This window comes from Afipia felis ATCC 53690, from assembly GCF_000314735.2.
In the GTDB taxonomy this organism is placed as follows: domain Bacteria; phylum Pseudomonadota; class Alphaproteobacteria; order Rhizobiales; family Xanthobacteraceae; genus Afipia; species Afipia felis.
Genome location: NZ_KB375270.1, coordinates 4,029,090 through 4,045,385, shown reverse-complemented (window position 1 = coordinate 4,045,385; position 16,296 = coordinate 4,029,090). Strand labels below are relative to the sequence as shown.

Sequence of the window (16,296 nt, the reverse complement as noted above, 5' to 3'; positions counted from 1 at the left end):
ATCGTCACGCCGTCGCGGCCTTGAGCAACTGCTCGGCCGCCGCGCGAGCCTCGCGCGTGATCTCCGCGCCGGCCAGCATGCGGGCGATCTCCTCGCGGCGGTGCTCCTTCACAAGCGGTGCGACGCGGGTGGCGACCCGTTTACCCTTATCGAGCGCCTCCTTGGAAATCAGCAGATGCTGGTCCGCGCGCGCGGCCACCTGCGGTGCATGCGTCACGGCCATCACCTGCACCTTTTCCGCCAGTCGCGCGAGCCGCGCGCCGATCGCATCCGCCACAGCGCCGCCGACGCCGGTATCGATTTCGTCGAACACCAGTGTAGGCGCGGAGCCGCGATCCGACAGCACCACTTTCAGCGCCAGCAGGAAGCGCGACAACTCACCACCGGAGGCGACCTTCATCAGCGGCCCCGGCTTGGTGCCGGGGTTGGTCTGCACCCAGAATTGCACCCGATCAAATCCCTGCGGCCCCGGCGATTGCGGCTCGCTCTCGATCTGGGTCGAGAACTTCGCGCGCTCGAGCTTGAGCGGCGCAAGCTCGGCGTTGACGGCCTTGTTGAGCTTCTCCGCCGCCTTGGCGCGCGCGGCCGAAAGTTTCTTCGCGGTCTCCAAATAAGCGGCATCCGCCGCACTCGCCGCCTTCTCCAAAACCTTCAGCTTCTGCGCGCCCGCATCGATCAGGCCAACATCGGCCTTGAATTTCTCCGCCAGCGCCGCGAGGTCGTCTACCGGCGTGGAATATTTACGCGACGCCGCCCGCAGCGCGAACAGCCGCTCCTCGATCCGCTCGAGTTCGGCGGGATCGTAATCGGCGGCATTGATCGCGGCGTTGAGATTCTGCTCGGCCTCGGCGAGCGAATTCAGCGCGGCATCCATCGCGCGGACGGCATCCTCGACAAGCTTCGGCGCGCTTGCGACGCGGCGCTCCAGCCGCCGTACGGCCGCAGCCAATGACGTCACCGGCGATTGCGGTCCGGCAACAGCCGACAGCGCGTCGCGCAGGTCCTCGGAAATCTTCTCGCCTTGCATCATCGCGGTGCGGCGCGAGGCCAAGTGGGTCTCCTCGCCCTCCGCCGGCGCGAGTTTCATCAACTCCTCAGAGGAGTGACGCAAATAGTCGGCGTCCCGTGCGGCGCGTTCCATCCCGGCGCGATGCTCCTCAAGTGCATCGCGCGCGGTGCGGCGCGCGTCCCACAACGTTTCGACATCGCTGACGCTGTCGTCGAGCCCGGCGAAGGCGTCGAGCAGCCGCCGATGCGTCGCGGCATCGACCAGCGCGCGCTCGTCGTGCTGGCCGTGGATCTCCACCAGCGTCGCGCCGATGGCTTTCAGAGTCTGAACGCTGACCGGCTGGTCGTTGAGGAAGCCGCGCGTGCGGCCGTCCGCAAGCTGCACGCGGCGCAGGATCATCTCGCCCGATTCGGGATCGTCGAAGCCGTTCTCGCGCAGGATCGCAAATGCCGGATGCTTCTTCGGCAGATCGAAAGCCGCCGTCACCTGCCCCTGCTCCGCACCGTGGCGCACGAGGCTCGCATCGCCGCGCCCGCCAAGCGCCAGCGCAAAAGCATCGAGAAGAATGGATTTTCCAGCGCCGGTCTCGCCGGTCAGCACGGCGAGGCCCCTGGCGAAGTCGATATCGAGCCGCTCGATCAGGACGATGTCACGGATCGAAAGGCGGGCCAGCATTGCGGTGAAATCCTATCCGAGGCCCAGCTTCTTGAAGGCCTTGCTGATGTAGGAGCCCTGGTTCTCACGAGGCTCGACGCCGCCCGACTTTACAAGATTGTAGGCGTCTTTGTACCAGCGACTGTCCGGAAAGTTGTGGCCAAGCACGGCGGCGGCGGTCTGCGCCTCGCTCACCACGCCGATCGCCATATAGGCTTCGGTCAGGCGCGCCAGCGCTTCCTCGACGTGACGGGTGGTCTGATACTGCGTCACCACGACCTTGAAGCGGTTGATCGCGCCGGTGTAATCGCGCTTGTCCATGTAATAGCGGCCGATGGTCATCTCGCGGCCGGCAAGCTGGTCGCGCGCGCCCTCGATCTTCTTCTTCGCAGTGGTCGCATATTCCGAGTTCGGATATTTGCGAATCACCTCTTCCAGCGCAGCGATGGCCTTTTCGGTGCGGGTCTGGTCACGGCTGACGTCGGGGATCTGGTCGTAGTTCGACACCGCCACGAGATATTGCGCATAGGCCGCGTCCGGGCTGCCGGGATGCAGGCTGATGTAGCGGTTGGCAGAGGCGATGCACTCGTCATAGTCGCCGCTCTGGTAGGCGGCGTAGGCCGACATCAAGAGCGACTTGCGCGCCCAGTCGGAATACGGGTGCTGACGATCGACTTCCTCGAACTTCTTGAGCGCACCCTTGCGGTCGCTCTTCTCGTTCAGAAGATAGAGGCCCTCATTGTAGAGTTTGTCGGCGGGCTGATCGACAAAGGTCTCGTCCTTGGCGAAGTACTTGTCCCACAGGTTGCCGGTGCCGCAACCGCCGAGCGGCGCGGCGAGCGCAACCACACCGAGGGCGAAGCAAAGCTGGCGACCCAGTCGGTCGATAAGAGGCCGCTTGGGCGAATGGCGCAAAGGCGTCGTCATGTGTTTCGCAAGACCTGAGTAAATCGACCGGAACGGAAAACCTGTCCGGCGTCGCCGGAACCCCTAAGCCCGAATTCTCGCCGGCCTATGTAGCTGAAATCGCGTTCCCAACCAACCGGATAGGGAGACATTTCGCCCGCATTAAGGCGGTTCTTACAACGTCCAGAGACGATTTGGACGAGATGCCTGTGCCCCGAAGGCGCCAGGACCAGGGACGTCAGGAGACGTCGGGCGCGAAGGCCGGCGCGACCATGCCACCGCCGAGCATACTGCCAACCGCATCCGACACCGAAGCACGGGCGCGGCGTGCCGCCACCGGCTCGGCCTCGACCACCCGCCAAGCATGGCGATCGGCCATCAACGCGGTCAGAACGGCATGGTTGAGCTTGTGACCGCCGCGAACCGAGCGATACAGGCCGATCAGCGGCAGGCCCGAGAGCGCCAGATCACCGATCACGTCCAGAACCTTGTGGCGGACGCATTCGTCGGCGTAGCGCAGGCCTTCGGTATTCAGCAGACGGTCTTCGTCGAACACCACGGAATTATCGAAGGAGGCCCCGCGAGCATAACCCGCCTTCCAGAGCTGGGCGACGTCCTTCATGCAGCCGAAAGTACGGGCACGCGCGATGTCGCGGCGGAAGGTATCCGGCGTCATATCAAAATTGTAGGCCTGACGGCCGATCAGCGGATTGTCGAAATCGATCTCCACTTCGGCGCGGAAACCGCCTGCGTAAGGCCGCAACTCGCCGGACGATTCGCCGAGTGTCACCTGGATCGGCTTCAGGACTTCGATGAACCGGGAGGGCGCCGACTGCTCGACGATGCCCGCACGGTCAATCGCCGCGACGAATGCCGCGGCGCTGCCATCCATGATCGGAATTTCGGGACCATCGACCTCGATGGTGGCGTTGTCCACGCCCATGCCGCGGAGCGCGGCGAGCACATGCTCGGCGGTGGACACCACGGCGCCGGCCTTGTCGCCGAGCACGGTCGCGAAAGCAGTGGCGGAAACGGATGCGGCCAGCGCGCGAACCTCGCGCTCGGTGCCGTCGGCGTCGGTACGGATGAAAACAAACCCGGCATCGACGTCCGCCGGTCCAAGAACGAGATTGACGGGCTCACCCGAATGAACGCCGACGCCCGTCAACGAGACGTGCGAACGGAGCGTCTTTTGCCGGCTGAATTTCATCCCCGCCTTCACCTAACTTAACAGACCCCAGGAAATGCGCACATGAGACCTACATCCCCGCAGGTCTCGATTTCGCGGCATGGAGGCCAGAAAACCGGCCAGTGATTCCCGAAGTCCCCCCAACGTGGTTTGGACCTTACTCATTGCAGCGACCGGCGCCACTCACGGTTGTTTACCGATTGTTACCCCAAAGACGCCGCATCTGACGCGCGATCCTGCCACAATTGAACAAGTCCCCGCTACCCGGCCTTCTGTTCGATCACATCTTTTTCCCTTTCCGAATCAAAAGGTTGTGAAACTGATGTGAGAGCATCCCGCCCCGATACGAAAATGCCCCGGCTTTCGGCCGGGGCATTCGCAAGGGTCGATTGTTACAAAAATCAGTTGGCCTGACGACGCAGAAACGCCGGGATGTCCAGGTGGTCATCCACAGAAGCGGGAGCCGCCGGAGCCGGACGACCATGCTGGTCGAGGCCCTGAGGCGCCGGGCGGCGTCCGTACTCGGACACCGGCTCGCCCATGCTCGCCGGATTCGGACGCTGCTGCTTGCGCTCAGGCAGCGGCGGCATCTGCGGCATGGCCGGACCGGACGAGCGGGCGGCGATCGGAGCCTCATGCGCCTCGTCGCGGCGGCCGAGGCCAACATTGGCGAGGCGCTGCAGCAGCGAGGTTCGGGTCTTGTGAGGATGCTCCTCCCGGATGTCACCGCGAGCCTTGCGAATCTCGTTCTGGGCCGGCATCGGCAGCTCATCGAAATTCGGCATGCGCGGTGCGCGAAGCGGAACCCGCTCAGCGGACGGCGGAATGAACGCGGCCGCAGGAGCCGGCTCATGCAGTTCCATCGGTTCTTCCTTTTCCGGGAACAGCGACGGCTTCGGCGGGATCGGGCGGATGCTGACATCGCCGTAGGACGCAGCCGCAGGCGCGGCCGGCGGCGCAGGCGACACAGCTTCCGCGATCGCAGCGAGCGCGGCGCGGTCGATCTGCTCGGCCGTCGCACGGGTCCCTGGTGCAGGAGCTGCGGCCGGAGCAGCAGCTTCGGCCTTCTGGATCCGCTCTGCGACGCGCATGTTATCGGCACGCAGACGCGCGGTGAGTTCGGCGAGACGGTTTTCCGGGCTGCCGGTCGAGGCAGCGGCCGCAGGGGCCGTAGCAGGCGTCGCCTTGGACGCGACTTCCTTGTCGATACCGGTGGCGACCACCGAGACGCGGATCAGGCCGTCGAGCGCCTCGTCGAAGGTCGCGCCGACGATGATGTTGGCGTCGGCATCGACTTCCTCGCGGATGCGGGTCGCCGCTTCGTCGACTTCGAACAGCGTGAGGTCCTTGCCGCCGGTGATCGAGACCAGCAGGCCACGGGCACCACGCATCGAGGAATCATCGATCAGCGGATTGGCGATCGCGGCTTCGGCGGCGGCCAGCGCGCGCTTCTCGCCCGTCGATTCGCCGGTGCCCATCATCGCCTTGCCCATCTCCTTCATCACCGCGCGGACGTCGGCGAAGTCGAGATTGATGAGGCCTTCCTTGACCATCAGGTCGGTGATGCAGGCAACGCCCGAATACAGCACCTGATCTGCCATCGCGAAGGCGTCGGCGAAGGTGGTCTTTTCGTTGGCCACCCGGAACAGGTTCTGATTCGGGATGATCAGAAGCGTGTCCACCACCTTCTGCAACTCGATGATGCCGTGCTCGGCCGTGCGCATGCGGCGCTGGCCTTCGAAGTGGAACGGCTTGGTGACGACGCCGACGGTGAGGATGCCCATCTCGCGCGCAGTCGCCGCGATCACCGGAGCAGCGCCGGTGCCGGTGCCGCCGCCCATGCCGGCGGTGACGAACACCATGTTTGCGCCCGACAGATGATCCTTGATCTCGTCGATCACTTCCTGTGCCGCGGCCGCACCGACATCCGGCTGCGAACCTGCGCCGAGGCCCTGCGTCACCTGCGTGCCCATCTGCACGAGGCGCTCCGCCTTCGACATCGTCAGCGCCTGCGCATCGGTGTTGGCGACGACGAAGTCGACACCCTCGAGGCCAGCCGTGATCATGTTGTTGACGGCATTACCGCCCGCGCCGCCGACGCCGAACACAGTGATTCGCGGCTTCAGCTCGCGAATGTCGGGTTTTTGAAGATTGATGGTCATGGGATGCCTCTCGTTACGCGTGCGCGCTTTCACTTCGGCGCAGCGCCGAAGACGTTGATGGAATGAAGTCGTTCGGTGTCATCAGAAGCCCTCGCGAAGCCATCGTCCGACCTTTCCGAAATAACCGTTGGTCCCTGTCATGAGGTGCCGCGTGTGCCGCGGTTCGATATATTCGAGGTGTGCGAATTGCGGATAAACCAGCAGACCTGCCGGCACCGCGAACGACGCGCTCTTCGCCTCGCCCGGCACCTTGCCGAATCCGAGGGGGCGGCCGATGCGCACGGGACGGCCGAGAATGCGGCCTGCCAGATCGGGAAGTCCGGTCAGTTGCGAAGCACCGCCGGTCAGCACGACCTGCGCGCGAGGTTCGCCTGCAAACGGGGACTGTGCCAGCCGATCGCGGACCATCTCGAAAATCTCCTCGACCCGCTGCTTGACGATGTTCGCGATCGTCGCGCGGGTGACAATCTGCGGCGCATCGCGCTCGTAATCGTCCGCAGCCGGAACACTCAGCGTCTCGCGCGCGTCGACGCCACCGGTCAGTACCGTGCCATATAACGTCTTGATTCGCTCGGCATCCGCAATGCAGACCCCAAGTCCGCGCGCCAGATCCATGGTGACATGCTGCCCGCCGAGCGCGAAGCCCGACGCATGCACGAACTGTCCGTTGGAATAGGTTGCAATGGTTGTCGTACCCGCACCCATGTCGACCACGGCAGCGCCGAGATCGCTCTCGTCATCGGTCAGCACGGCAAGACCCGCGACGTAAGGCGCGGCAGCCACGGCTTCGACGTTGAGATGACAGCGCTCGACGACAAGCATCAGGTTGCGCGCGGCCGAGAGGTCGGCGGTGACGACATTCATGTCGACGCCAAAATGACGGGCGATCATACCGCGCGGATCACGCACGCCTTTCACGCCATCGAGCGAATAGCCGACCGGCAACGTGTGAAGGACAGTCCGTCCCTCCCCGGTCGCGTGATGCATGCCGGCACAGACGATGCGGTCGATATCCGATTGCGTCACCGCGCCCTGGCGCAGTTCGGCCGCCGCTTCCATCAACTGTCCGCTAAGGCGGCCCGACGACATCGACAGCAGAACCGATTCGACACGGACTCGCGCCATCCGCTCGGCCAGCGCCACCGCATGGCGGACCGCGTGTTCGCATTCGTTGAGGTCGGACACCGCGCCAGCCTTAATGCCGCGCGACTGGATGTGGCTCATGCCGATCAGTTCGATCGCATGGGTGCGGCCGCGCAACGTCTCGCTCGGCGAACAGGGTTTCAGCCGTGCGATCAGGCAGGCGATCTTGCTCGATCCGATGTCGAGCGCCGCCACCAGCGCCGTCTTGTTCGGCGGCATCTGGCGTGTCTTCGGCGTCTGGGTGCGATCGAAGCCGCTCATGCGTCACCTGCCTTGCGCTTCGACTTGCTGGCGGCGATCGCGTCCGCACGGGCCTTGGCAGCATCTTCCGACAGCCGCACCGTCACCCGGTCGGGCAGACGCATATCGATGGAGGTGATATCGCGGGAAAGGAGCTGTTCGTCGCTGTCGAGCTTGACCAGCGTGGCAAGCGCCGTCTCGGTGCCGGTTTCCGGCAGCCGCACGTCAATTCCGTTGGTCAGGCGCAGGTTCCAGCGCCGATCGCCGACCAGAATGATGGCGCGGGTCTGGTTGCGGATGTTCGGATAGTTCGCGAGCAGATCGAGGAACGCATGAGCGCGCTCCTGTGCGCCATCGCCCACCACCAGCGGCAGAAGATTGAAGCGGTTGGCGACATAAGGCTCGAGCACGGTACCATCTTCCGCGATCACGGACAGACGGCCTTCCTGCTGCCACAACGCATAGGGCTTACGCTCGGTGATATCGATCTGCAGGCGGCCGGGATAAAGCTTCTGCACGGTCGCATCCGCGATCCACGGATCACCCTTCAGGCGATCGCGCACCGTCGCGGCATCGAGGAACAGCAGCGAGGAGCGGCCATTGACGCCGCCGACCGCGAGAATTTCGTCCTGGGTCAATTGCTTGCGGCCAGAGATCGCCACGTCCGTGATTCGGAAACCAACGGCGTTGGCAAGTGCGTTGCGGGTATCCTGAAAAGCCGTGACGACGTTGTCGGCATGACCACCCCGGACGACGCCGAACAGGCCGGCGCCGATCAGCAGCACTACCGTCGCGGTAACGCCGAGACCTCGCGGCAGGCGACGTTCCAGTCTGGCGAAAAAGCCGTTGGGATTTTCCTCGCGCTCCGGCTCGAAAACGTAGCGGCGCGTCGAAGCCATGGCGTCACGGGACGGGGCAGCAGCCTTCCGCACCGGGGCAGAACGCGATTGCGTCTGTCTCACCGATCGAGAGAGGCGTCCTCCACCATCCATTGAACCAACTCGTCAAATGCAACGCCCGCATATCCTGCAAGCTCTGGAACAAGTGACGTCTCGGTCATACCGGGCTGGGTATTCACCTCGAGACAGACGAGTCCCCCCGTCCCCTCGATGCGATCGTCGTAGCGGAAGTCCGCCCTACTCACACCCCGGCAGCCAAGCGACACATGCGCGGCCAGCGTCAACCTTCGGACTTCCTGGTAAACAAAGGGTAAAATAGGTGCAGGCAGAACGTGTTTTGATGCGCCTTTTGAATACTTTGCCTCGTAATCATAGAATTTTAGCAGAGGAACAATTTCAGTGACCTCGCTGGGCTCGCCCTTGATGACGGCACAGGTCAGTTCCCGCCCGGCGACGTATTTTTCCACCAGCAGGCGGTCGCCGTGTGGCCAGTCGTCCCGGAAAAGCTCCTGCGGCGGATGGGCGTGCTCCTCGGTGACGATGAAAACGCCGACACTGGAGCCATCCGCCACCGGCTTGATGACGTAAGGCGGCTTCATTACGTGGTCCTTGGCGATTTCGGCACGTGACAGCGTCAATCCTTCCGCAACCGGCACGCCGGCCGTCGCCATCACCGTCTTGGCGAGATCCTTCTGCATGGCGAGCGAGGACGCCAGCACGCCGGAATGGGTATAGGGAATCGCAAGCGTCTCCAGCACACCCTGAATGGTGCCGTCCTCACCCGGCCGCCCGTGCAGCGCCATGAACGCGACATCCGGCTTCAATCCGGCGAGCACGGTTGCGATGTCGCGCTGCACGTCGATGCGCGTGACGCGATATCCCCTGCTCTCGAGCGCAGCGGCGCAGGCCGCGCCGGACCGCAACGAGACTTCCCGTTCCGAAGACCATCCGCCCATCAGGACAGCGACATGTTTGGATGCAGCCATTTTAGCTCCTTGATTGCTCCTCACTACGCTGATTTGCGGAAGCGACCAAGGGGTGGAAGCCGGCGCGAAGGGGTTCGCGCGAACGCATTCTGCATGTAGATTCCGGCCATCCGATTCCACCTCGCGGCGCGTGCCGCGCAGCTTGCCGAACAGCGATTGTCATCATGATTAGAGCCTGGCTCGAACTGCCGCCCCTGGGCATTTTCCTGACGCTCGCCGCGCTGTATTTCGGCGTTGTCATTGCCTTGCGCATCCTCATTTTCAGTTCGCCGCTCAGTCGCCAGATGCAGTCGTTGACCGGCATCGTCGCGCCGTTCTTCAATGCGTCCGCCATCCTGTTCGCGTTGCTCGCGGGCTTCCTTGCTAACGACATCGCCGACCGCAGCCGCCAAGCTTACAAGGCGGTGCAAACCGAAGCCGGCGAACTGCGCAACGTCTATACGTTGAGTGTCGCAGCACTCGCCGACATGGCCGCGATCCGCGACGCATTGAAAACCTATGCGACATCCGTGACCGTCGACGAATGGCCCGCGATGACGGAGGGTCACGGCTCCGCGCGCACTTCGGCCGCCTATGACGAATTGCTGCGAAAGATCAGCGATCCCAGCATTGCGAAATCCTCCGGCGGCGCGGTCCATGCCGCACTTCTGAACGCGGCGGTGCGCGCCGGCAACGCACGCACCGAGCGCCTCGCGATCGCCTCCGACCACACCAATGATCTGAAATGGATCGTGGTGATCGTACTCGGCCTGATCACAGAAATCTCCATCGCGCTGGTTCATCTCGAGCGGCGGCGCGCGATGACGACCGCGCTCATCGTCTTTGCGAGCGCCGCGGTCATCACGCTCAGCCTGGTGGCATTTCAGGAATATCCGTTCTACGGCGCATTCCATCTCTCGCCCGCGCCGATTGTCGAGACGATCCGCGTGATAGGCGGATCATAGGCAGTTACTTCGCAGGAACGCCGATCCGCTTGATTTCCCAGTGCAGTTCGATGCCGGACTGCGCCTTTACGCGCTCACGCACCGTCTCGCCCAGCGTCTCGATATCGCTGGCCGTGGCATCGCCGGTATTGATGAGGAAGTTGCAGTGCATCTCCGAGACTTGCGCGCCGCCGACGCGGAAGCCGCGCATGCCTGCCGCATCGATCAGCTTCCATGAGCTGTGACCCGGCGGATTCTTGAAGGTCGAACCGCCGGTCTTCTCGCGGATCGGCTGCGCGGTTTCGCGATGCTGCTGCACGTCATTCATGCGTGCACGGATCGCTTCTGGGTCAGTGATGATGCCGCGATACAGCGCCGAGGTGAAGATGATCGAGGGATCGACGCCGTGGCTGCGATAGACAAACTTCATCTCTGCATTGCTGAACGTCACCTTGTCGCCGCTGCGCGCGACACCACGCGCCTCGACCAGGACGTCCTTGGTCTCACCGCCGTTGGCGCCCGCATTCATGCGCAACGCACCGCCGATCGAGCCGGGAATGCCGAAATAGAATTCGAGCCCGCCGATATTCGCTGCGGCCGCCGCTTCCGCCACGCGCTTGTCGAGCGCCGCGGTGCCCGCACGAACCGTGTCACCTTCCGCCATGACAGAACCGAAGCCGCGCGGAGACAGGCGAATGACGACGCCTTCCACACCGCCATCGCGCACGATCAGATTCGAGCCGACGCCGATGACGTAGACGGGAATCTCCGCCGGCAGATGATTGAGGAAATATGCGAGATCGTCCTCATCCGCCGGTGTGAACAGAACCTGCGCCGGACCGCCGACGCGAAACCATGTCAGCGGACCCAGCGATTCATTGGCAAGCAGACGCCCGCGCAAATCGGGCATCGCAGCTTTCAGATCGGCGCTGATATCCGGGAAGCTCACTTGTCGAGCGCCTTCAGTTCACCCGGCAGCGCGTAGGCCCATTGCGAAATGCTGCCCGCGCCGAGACAGACGACGAAATCGCCCGGTTGCGCGATGCGGCGCACGATGGAGGCCAATTGCGACGCGCCCTCCAATGGGATCACCTCGCGATGGCCATGCGCGCGCAGGCCGAGCACGAAGGAATCGCGATCGATGCCGGGGATCGGTGCCTCACCTGCCGGATAGACATCGGCGACGATCACGGCATCGGCGTCGTTGAAGCAGGTACAGAACTCCTCGAACAGCGATTGCAGCCGCGTGAAGCGATGCGGCTGCACCACGGCTATCACCCGACCCTTGGTCGAGTCGCGCGCCGCCTTCAGCACCGCCGCGATCTCCACCGGATGGTGGCCGTAATCGTCGATGACCGTGACGCCGTTCCATTCGCCGGTGCGCGTGAAGCGCCGCTTGACCCCACCGAAGCCCGCGAGCGCCTTACGGATGGCCTCGTCCGTCATGCCGATCTCGTGCGCGACCGCGATCGCCGCCGTCGCATTGAGCGCGTTGTGGCGGCCCGGCATCGGCAGCACCAGATCGGAAATGACATGCGCCGGGCCCGCCTTGCGGCGGCGGATTTCGACCTTGAATTTCGAACCACCCGTAAAGGGGTGCAAATCGACCAGCCGCGCATCGGCCTGCGGATTTTCGCCGTAGGTGATGATGCGGCGATCCTCGATCCTGCCGACCAGCGCCTGCACCACGGCGTGATCGATGCACATCACCGCGAAGCCGTAGAACGGCACGCCCTCGACGAAATGCCGGAAGGCTTCCTGCACGGCCTCAAACGTCTTGAAGTGATCGAGATGTTCGGGGTCGACATTGGTAACGATGGCGACATCGACCGGCAGTTTCAGGAACGTGCCGTCGCTCTCGTCGGCCTCCACCACCATCCACTCGCCCTCGCCGAGCCGCGCGTTGGTGCCGTACGCGTTGATGATGCCGCCGTTGATGACGGTCGGATCGAGGGCACCTGCATCGAGCAGCGTCGCAACCATCGAGGTCGTGGTGGTCTTGCCGTGGGTTCCGGCGATAGCGATGCAGCTTTTCAGCCGCATCAGTTCGGCGAGCATTTCCGCACGGCGCACCACGGGAATGCGCTGCGCGCGCGCCGCCATCAATTCGGGATTGGCGCGCTTGATTGCGGTGGAGACGACCAGCACATCCGCGCCGTTGACGTTCTCCGCCTTGTGGCCGACCGACACCTTGATGCCCTTATCGCGCAGCCGCACGACGTTGGCATTTTCGGCAGCGTCCGAGCCCTGCACGGTGTAGCCAAGATTACACAGCACCTCGGCGATGCCGCTCATGCCGATGCCGCCGATACCGACGAAGTGAATAGGCCCGATTTCGCGCGGCAGTCTCATGCAAATATCCTTGTCATAGCCCTCTTGGATGCCTTGCTTCGGCGGTCCCTGACAAGGGTTAAATCGGCCTCGGAACGCTAGATTCCGGCGACTTTCACGACCAGATCGGCCAGCCGATCGGCGGCGTCCAGCCGCCCCGTTTTGCGCGCATTCGCGGCCATCTCGGCCAACCGTTGCGGTTCCGCCGCCAGTGCGGAAATTTCCGCGGCGAGCCGTGTCGGCGTGAATTCGGATTGCGGAATCCGGATCGCGCCGCCTGCGTCCACCAGCACACCGGCATTGGCGAACTGGTCCTGATCGATGGCGCCCGGCAGCGGGACCAGAATCGAAGGCCGGCCGATGGCCGCAAGCTCGGCGACCGTGCCCGCGCCGGAGCGCGACACCACGAGGTGGCTCGCCGCCAGCCGGGACGGCAGGTCGCTGAAGAACGGCGCCAGTTCCGCTTGAATCTTGAGGCGCTCATAGACCGCGCGAACCCGCGGCATGTCCTCCTCGCGCACCTGCTGGATCAGCGACAGCCTGTTCCATAACGCAGGCTCCAACTGCTCGATCGCGCCGGGCACGATGTCCGACATCACGCGCGCGCCCTGACTGCCGCCGACCACGAGCAAGCGGAATGATCCCGCGCGCTCCGGCGCAGCATAAGGCACCGCAGCAGCCGCCAGGATGTTCGAACGCATCGGCGTGCCGGTGGTCGTCGCCTTGGCGGCAAGTGCGGGATCGCGATCCAGCACACCCGGCAGCGAGGTCGCAATCGCATTGACGCGCGACGACAGCAGGCGATTGGCGCGGCCAAGCACCGCGTTGGAATCGTGAATGAGAGCCGGTACGCCGAGCATCTTTGCCGCCATCAGCGGCGGCAACGTCGGGTAACCACCGAAGCCCACGACGGCGGCTGGCTTCAATTTACGGATCAGCAATGCCGCCTTGGCCGCGCCCGCCGACAGCATCGCCAGCGTACGCGCAAGCGACAGCGGATTACGCCCGCGCACGGTGTCGCTCGGCACCACGTCGATCATGTCACTGGAAAACAGGCCGCTGTAGCGCATGGCGCGTTCGTCGGTGACGAGGCGCACGCGATAGCCGCGCTTCATCAGCACGGCGCCCAGCGCTTCGGCAGGGAACAGATGTCCGCCGGTGCCGCCAGCGGCGAGCAATATGAGGGGGGATTCAGTCATCGCGCCATCATATCATATCGTGCGCTCAGGCGTAGGCGCGCACCGCGTTCGCAGCGCCCATCGAATCTATCCCGACGGTCGGCCGCTGCCGCGTCAGTGCCAGTAACATCCCGACGCCATAAGCCAGCGACACCATCGATGAGCCACCATAGGAGATGAACGGCAATGTCATACCCTTGGCGGGCATCAGATGCAGGTTCACCGCCATGTTGATGCACGCCTGGGTGCCGAACATGATGGCAAGTCCGGACGCGGCGAAGCGCGTGAACAGATCCTCGCTCGCATAGGCGCGCGACAGCGAGCGCAGCACGATGAAGGCAAACAGCGAGAGCAGCGCGAGACACAGCACGATGCCGAATTCCTCCGCGCCGACCGCAAACACGAAGTCGGTATGGCTATCCGGCAGCAACCGTTTCACGGTACCCTCGCCCGGTCCCTGACCAAACCAGCCGCCTTGCATGAAAGAGTCGGCCGCGAGATCGACCTGGAAGGTGTCGCCGGAGGCCGGATTCATGAATCGCTGAATGCGCGCGGCGACATGCGGCACCGTGAGGTAGGCCGTAAAAAGTCCCACAGCAGAGACGCCGGCAAGGCCGAACACCCACACCATCCGCATGCCGGCGATGAAGAACAGCGCGCCCCACACGGTCGCCATCAGCATGGTCTGGCCGAAATCCGGCTCAAGCACCAGAAGCGTCAGCAACATGACGAGCAGCGCCAGCGCCATCGACGTCGCGGGCATTTCCGGGCGCCGTGTCGATTCCGCGAACAGCCACGACACCACGACGACGAACGCAGGCTTGGCGGCTTCTGACGCCTGAATGTTGACGCCGATGATGGTGATCCAGCGCCGTGCACCCTTCACCTCGGGGCCGAACAGCAGCGTCGCCACAATCAGCGCCATGCTCAGCGCCAGAACGATCAGCGCACTACGGCGAACATGCTTCGGCGACAGGAACGATGTCCCGATCATCACGATAATCGACGGCACCAAAAACAGAACGTGGCGATTAAAAAAATGAAACGGATCGAGGCCGATGCGGGTCGCGACCGGCGGGCTTGCCGCCAGCGACAGGATCACACCCGCCAGGATGAGTGCCATGATCGCCGCCAGCAACAGCTTGTCGACGGTCCACCACCACTCGCTCAGGGGCGTGCGTTGTTCGCGTGACATCATGGCGGCAGTCCTTCAGGCGGTTATCCGCCATTGGTCGCCGATCATGGTTTCGGGAGGGTTAACGAGGTGTAAAAACTTTTACGGCTTCACCGGCGCTATGCCGGGAAGCGCCATCACCAGCTTGCGGAAATGGTCGCCCCGCACCTCGAAATTGGGGAACTGGTCGAACGAGGCGCAGGCCGGCGACAGCAGCACCACGGCATTGCCGCCAGCCGCCTCCGCATCGCGTGCGGCATGCGGCACGGCGACGTCGAGCGTGCCCGACATTTCCTGCGGCACGTCTTTGAGCGTTTCGGAGAACTCCTGCGCCGCCTCGCCGATCAGATAGGCCTTGCGAATGCGCGGGAAGAATTCGCGCAGGGATTCGATGCCGCCGGTTTTCGGCTTGCCGCCGGCAATCCAGTAAATGTCGCTGAAGGAGGACAGCGCACGGGCCGCCGCATCGGCGTTGGTGCCCTTGGAATCATTGACGAACAGCACATCGCCCTTGCGTCCGACTTGCTCCATGCGATGAGCGAGACCGGGAAAGCTGCGCAGTCCCCGCTGCACCACATCGAACGGCACGCCGAGCGCGAGCGCGGCGCTCGCCGCGCAGGCTGCGTTCTGCGCATTGTGTCGCCCCCGCAGCGAACCGATGCCGTGCAGATCGACCAGCTTGGCGGTGCCTCCCGCTGATCCCCGCACGATGATTTCGCCATCGAGAAACACTCCGTTCTCAAGCCTGCGTTGCACCGAGACGGTGACGACATGCTTGCCCGCCTGCTCCGCATTGCGTGCCGCCTTGGCGCTGAAATCGTCATCGACACCGACGATCGCCGTGCCGCCGCGCTGCACGCCGACAACGAGCCGCTCCTTCACCTCGGCGTAGTTCTCGATGGTGCCGTGGCGATCGATGTGATCTTCCGTAACGTTGAGCAGGATACCGACGCTCGGATCGAGCGATGGCGTGAGATCAATCTGGTATGACGACATCTCGATGACGTGCACACGCCGAGCCGCGGGCGGCTCCAGCGACAGGATCGCGGTGCCGATATTGCCGCCCATCTGCACGTCGAATCCCGCCTCGCGCATCAGATGCGCCGTCAACGCCGTCGTGGTGGACTTGCCGTTGGTGCCGGTGATCGCGACGAACGGCGCACTCGGCGCGTGACGCCGCCGCTCGCGGCAGAACAGTTCTACATCGCCGATTACTTCGATGCCCGCCTTGTGCGCCATCTCGACAGTCCAGTGCGGTGCCGGATGAGTCAGCGGCACTCCCGGCGTCAGCACGAGGGCCGCGAAATTCTCCCACGAGACGCTGCGCAGATCGGCCGTGATGAAACCCGACTTCGCGGCCTGCGCCAACCGTTCCGGGCTGTCATCACCTGCGATGACTTCTGCACCGCCCGCTTTCAGGGCATGGCAGCTGGCGAGACCCGAACCACCGAGACCGAACACGGCAATGGTCTGCCCCTCAAAACAGGTGACGGGAATCATGT

13 protein-coding genes are annotated in these 16,296 nt (G+C 64.0%); 1 reads left to right on the top strand and 12 read right to left on the bottom strand.

What is annotated here, in order from left to right; genetic code table 11:
• Positions 1 to 4 precede the first annotated feature (4 nt).
• From recN to HMPREF9697_RS19225, 7 genes are all read right to left on the bottom strand, one after another.
• Positions 5 to 1,684: a DNA repair protein RecN gene (recN, locus tag HMPREF9697_RS19255; protein ID WP_002718932.1), complete on the bottom strand. Its 1,680-nt coding sequence runs from the start codon at positions 1,682 to 1,684 to the stop codon at positions 5 to 7.
• Positions 1,685 to 1,696: 12 nt separating this feature from the next.
• Positions 1,697 to 2,590, bottom strand: coding sequence for an outer membrane protein assembly factor BamD (locus HMPREF9697_RS19250; RefSeq protein ID WP_002718931.1), 894 nt, complete (start codon positions 2,588 to 2,590; stop codon positions 1,697 to 1,699).
• A 217-nt stretch (positions 2,591 to 2,807) separates the two neighbouring features.
• Positions 2,808 to 3,779 carry a UDP-3-O-acyl-N-acetylglucosamine deacetylase gene (gene lpxC, locus HMPREF9697_RS19245; protein ID WP_002718930.1) on the bottom strand — a complete coding sequence of 324 codons (972 nt, stop codon included), beginning with the start codon at positions 3,777 to 3,779 and terminating at the stop codon, positions 2,808 to 2,810.
• A gap of 380 nt (positions 3,780 to 4,159) precedes the next feature.
• Entirely contained in the window at positions 4,160 to 5,920 is a 1,761-nt protein-coding gene (ftsZ, locus tag HMPREF9697_RS19240) for a cell division protein FtsZ (RefSeq protein WP_002718929.1), read from the bottom strand.
• Positions 5,921 to 6,001: 81 nt separating this feature from the next.
• A complete protein-coding gene (gene ftsA / locus HMPREF9697_RS19235) occupies positions 6,002 to 7,324 on the bottom strand; it encodes a cell division protein FtsA (protein WP_002718928.1) in 1,323 nt (440 codons plus the stop codon).
• Positions 7,321 to 8,295 (bottom strand): cell division protein FtsQ/DivIB, encoded by a 975-nt coding sequence (locus HMPREF9697_RS19230; protein ID WP_002718927.1) that lies wholly within the window; start codon positions 8,293 to 8,295, stop codon positions 7,321 to 7,323. Before HMPREF9697_RS19230 ends, ftsA begins: the two co-directional genes overlap by 4 nt.
• The gene (locus HMPREF9697_RS19225) at positions 8,262 to 9,188 is read right to left on the bottom strand and encodes a D-alanine--D-alanine ligase (RefSeq protein WP_002718926.1); all 927 of its coding nucleotides are present in this window, start codon (positions 9,186 to 9,188) and stop codon (positions 8,262 to 8,264) included. Before HMPREF9697_RS19225 ends, HMPREF9697_RS19230 begins: the two co-directional genes overlap by 34 nt.
• Positions 9,189 to 9,352: 164 nt before the next feature.
• Between HMPREF9697_RS19225 and HMPREF9697_RS19220 the strand changes: the two genes are divergently transcribed.
• A complete protein-coding gene (locus tag HMPREF9697_RS19220; RefSeq protein ID WP_002718925.1) occupies positions 9,353 to 10,132 on the top strand; it encodes a bestrophin-like domain in 780 nt (259 codons plus the stop codon).
• A 4-nt stretch (positions 10,133 to 10,136) separates the two neighbouring features.
• On the opposite strand, the gene murB is transcribed toward HMPREF9697_RS19220, so the two are convergent.
• The 5 genes from murB to murD all read right to left on the bottom strand — a co-directional run bounded on the left by murB (position 10,137) and on the right by murD (position 16,294).
• Entirely contained in the window at positions 10,137 to 11,060 is a 924-nt protein-coding gene (gene murB, locus HMPREF9697_RS19215; RefSeq protein WP_002718924.1) for a UDP-N-acetylmuramate dehydrogenase, read from the bottom strand.
• The gene (murC, locus tag HMPREF9697_RS19210; RefSeq protein ID WP_002718923.1) at positions 11,057 to 12,463 is read right to left on the bottom strand and encodes a UDP-N-acetylmuramate--L-alanine ligase; all 1,407 of its coding nucleotides are present in this window, start codon (positions 12,461 to 12,463) and stop codon (positions 11,057 to 11,059) included. Before murC ends, murB begins: the two co-directional genes overlap by 4 nt.
• 77 nt (positions 12,464 to 12,540) lie before the next feature.
• Positions 12,541 to 13,641 (bottom strand): undecaprenyldiphospho-muramoylpentapeptide beta-N-acetylglucosaminyltransferase, encoded by a 1,101-nt coding sequence (gene murG / locus HMPREF9697_RS19205; RefSeq protein WP_002718922.1) that lies wholly within the window; start codon positions 13,639 to 13,641, stop codon positions 12,541 to 12,543.
• A 25-nt stretch (positions 13,642 to 13,666) separates the two neighbouring features.
• Entirely contained in the window at positions 13,667 to 14,818 is a 1,152-nt protein-coding gene (gene ftsW, locus HMPREF9697_RS19200) for a putative lipid II flippase FtsW (RefSeq protein ID WP_002718921.1), read from the bottom strand.
• Between the two features lie 78 nt (positions 14,819 to 14,896).
• Positions 14,897 to 16,294 carry a UDP-N-acetylmuramoyl-L-alanine--D-glutamate ligase gene (murD, locus tag HMPREF9697_RS19195; protein ID WP_002718920.1) on the bottom strand — a complete coding sequence of 466 codons (1,398 nt, stop codon included), beginning with the start codon at positions 16,292 to 16,294 and terminating at the stop codon, positions 14,897 to 14,899.
• Between the last annotated feature and the right edge of the window lie 2 nt (positions 16,295 to 16,296).

What these genes read in the sequence shown, in the direction of transcription:
- lpxC (WP_002718930.1), bottom strand. Translation starts at nt 3,779, where the DNA reads ATGAAATTCAGCCGGCAAAAGACGCTCCGTTCGCACGTCTCGTTGACG.
- HMPREF9697_RS19250 (WP_002718931.1), bottom strand. Translation starts at nt 2,590, where the DNA reads ATGACGACGCCTTTGCGCCATTCGCCCAAGCGGCCTCTTATCGACCGA.
- HMPREF9697_RS19225 (WP_002718926.1), bottom strand. Translation starts at nt 9,188, where the DNA reads ATGGCTGCATCCAAACATGTCGCTGTCCTGATGGGCGGATGGTCTTCG.
- murD (WP_002718920.1), bottom strand. Translation starts at nt 16,294, where the DNA reads ATGATTCCCGTCACCTGTTTTGAGGGGCAGACCATTGCCGTGTTCGGT.
- ftsA (WP_002718928.1), bottom strand. Translation starts at nt 7,324, where the DNA reads ATGAGCGGCTTCGATCGCACCCAGACGCCGAAGACACGCCAGATGCCG.
- ftsZ (WP_002718929.1), bottom strand. Translation starts at nt 5,920, where the DNA reads ATGACCATCAATCTTCAAAAACCCGACATTCGCGAGCTGAAGCCGCGA.
- HMPREF9697_RS19220 (WP_002718925.1), top strand. Translation starts at nt 9,353, where the DNA reads ATGATTAGAGCCTGGCTCGAACTGCCGCCCCTGGGCATTTTCCTGACG.
- murG (WP_002718922.1), bottom strand. Translation starts at nt 13,641, where the DNA reads ATGACTGAATCCCCCCTCATATTGCTCGCCGCTGGCGGCACCGGCGGA.
- murC (WP_002718923.1), bottom strand. Translation starts at nt 12,463, where the DNA reads ATGAGACTGCCGCGCGAAATCGGGCCTATTCACTTCGTCGGTATCGGC.
- HMPREF9697_RS19230 (WP_002718927.1), bottom strand. Translation starts at nt 8,295, where the DNA reads ATGGATGGTGGAGGACGCCTCTCTCGATCGGTGAGACAGACGCAATCG.
- recN (WP_002718932.1), bottom strand. Translation starts at nt 1,684, where the DNA reads ATGCTGGCCCGCCTTTCGATCCGTGACATCGTCCTGATCGAGCGGCTC.
- ftsW (WP_002718921.1), bottom strand. Translation starts at nt 14,818, where the DNA reads ATGATGTCACGCGAACAACGCACGCCCCTGAGCGAGTGGTGGTGGACC.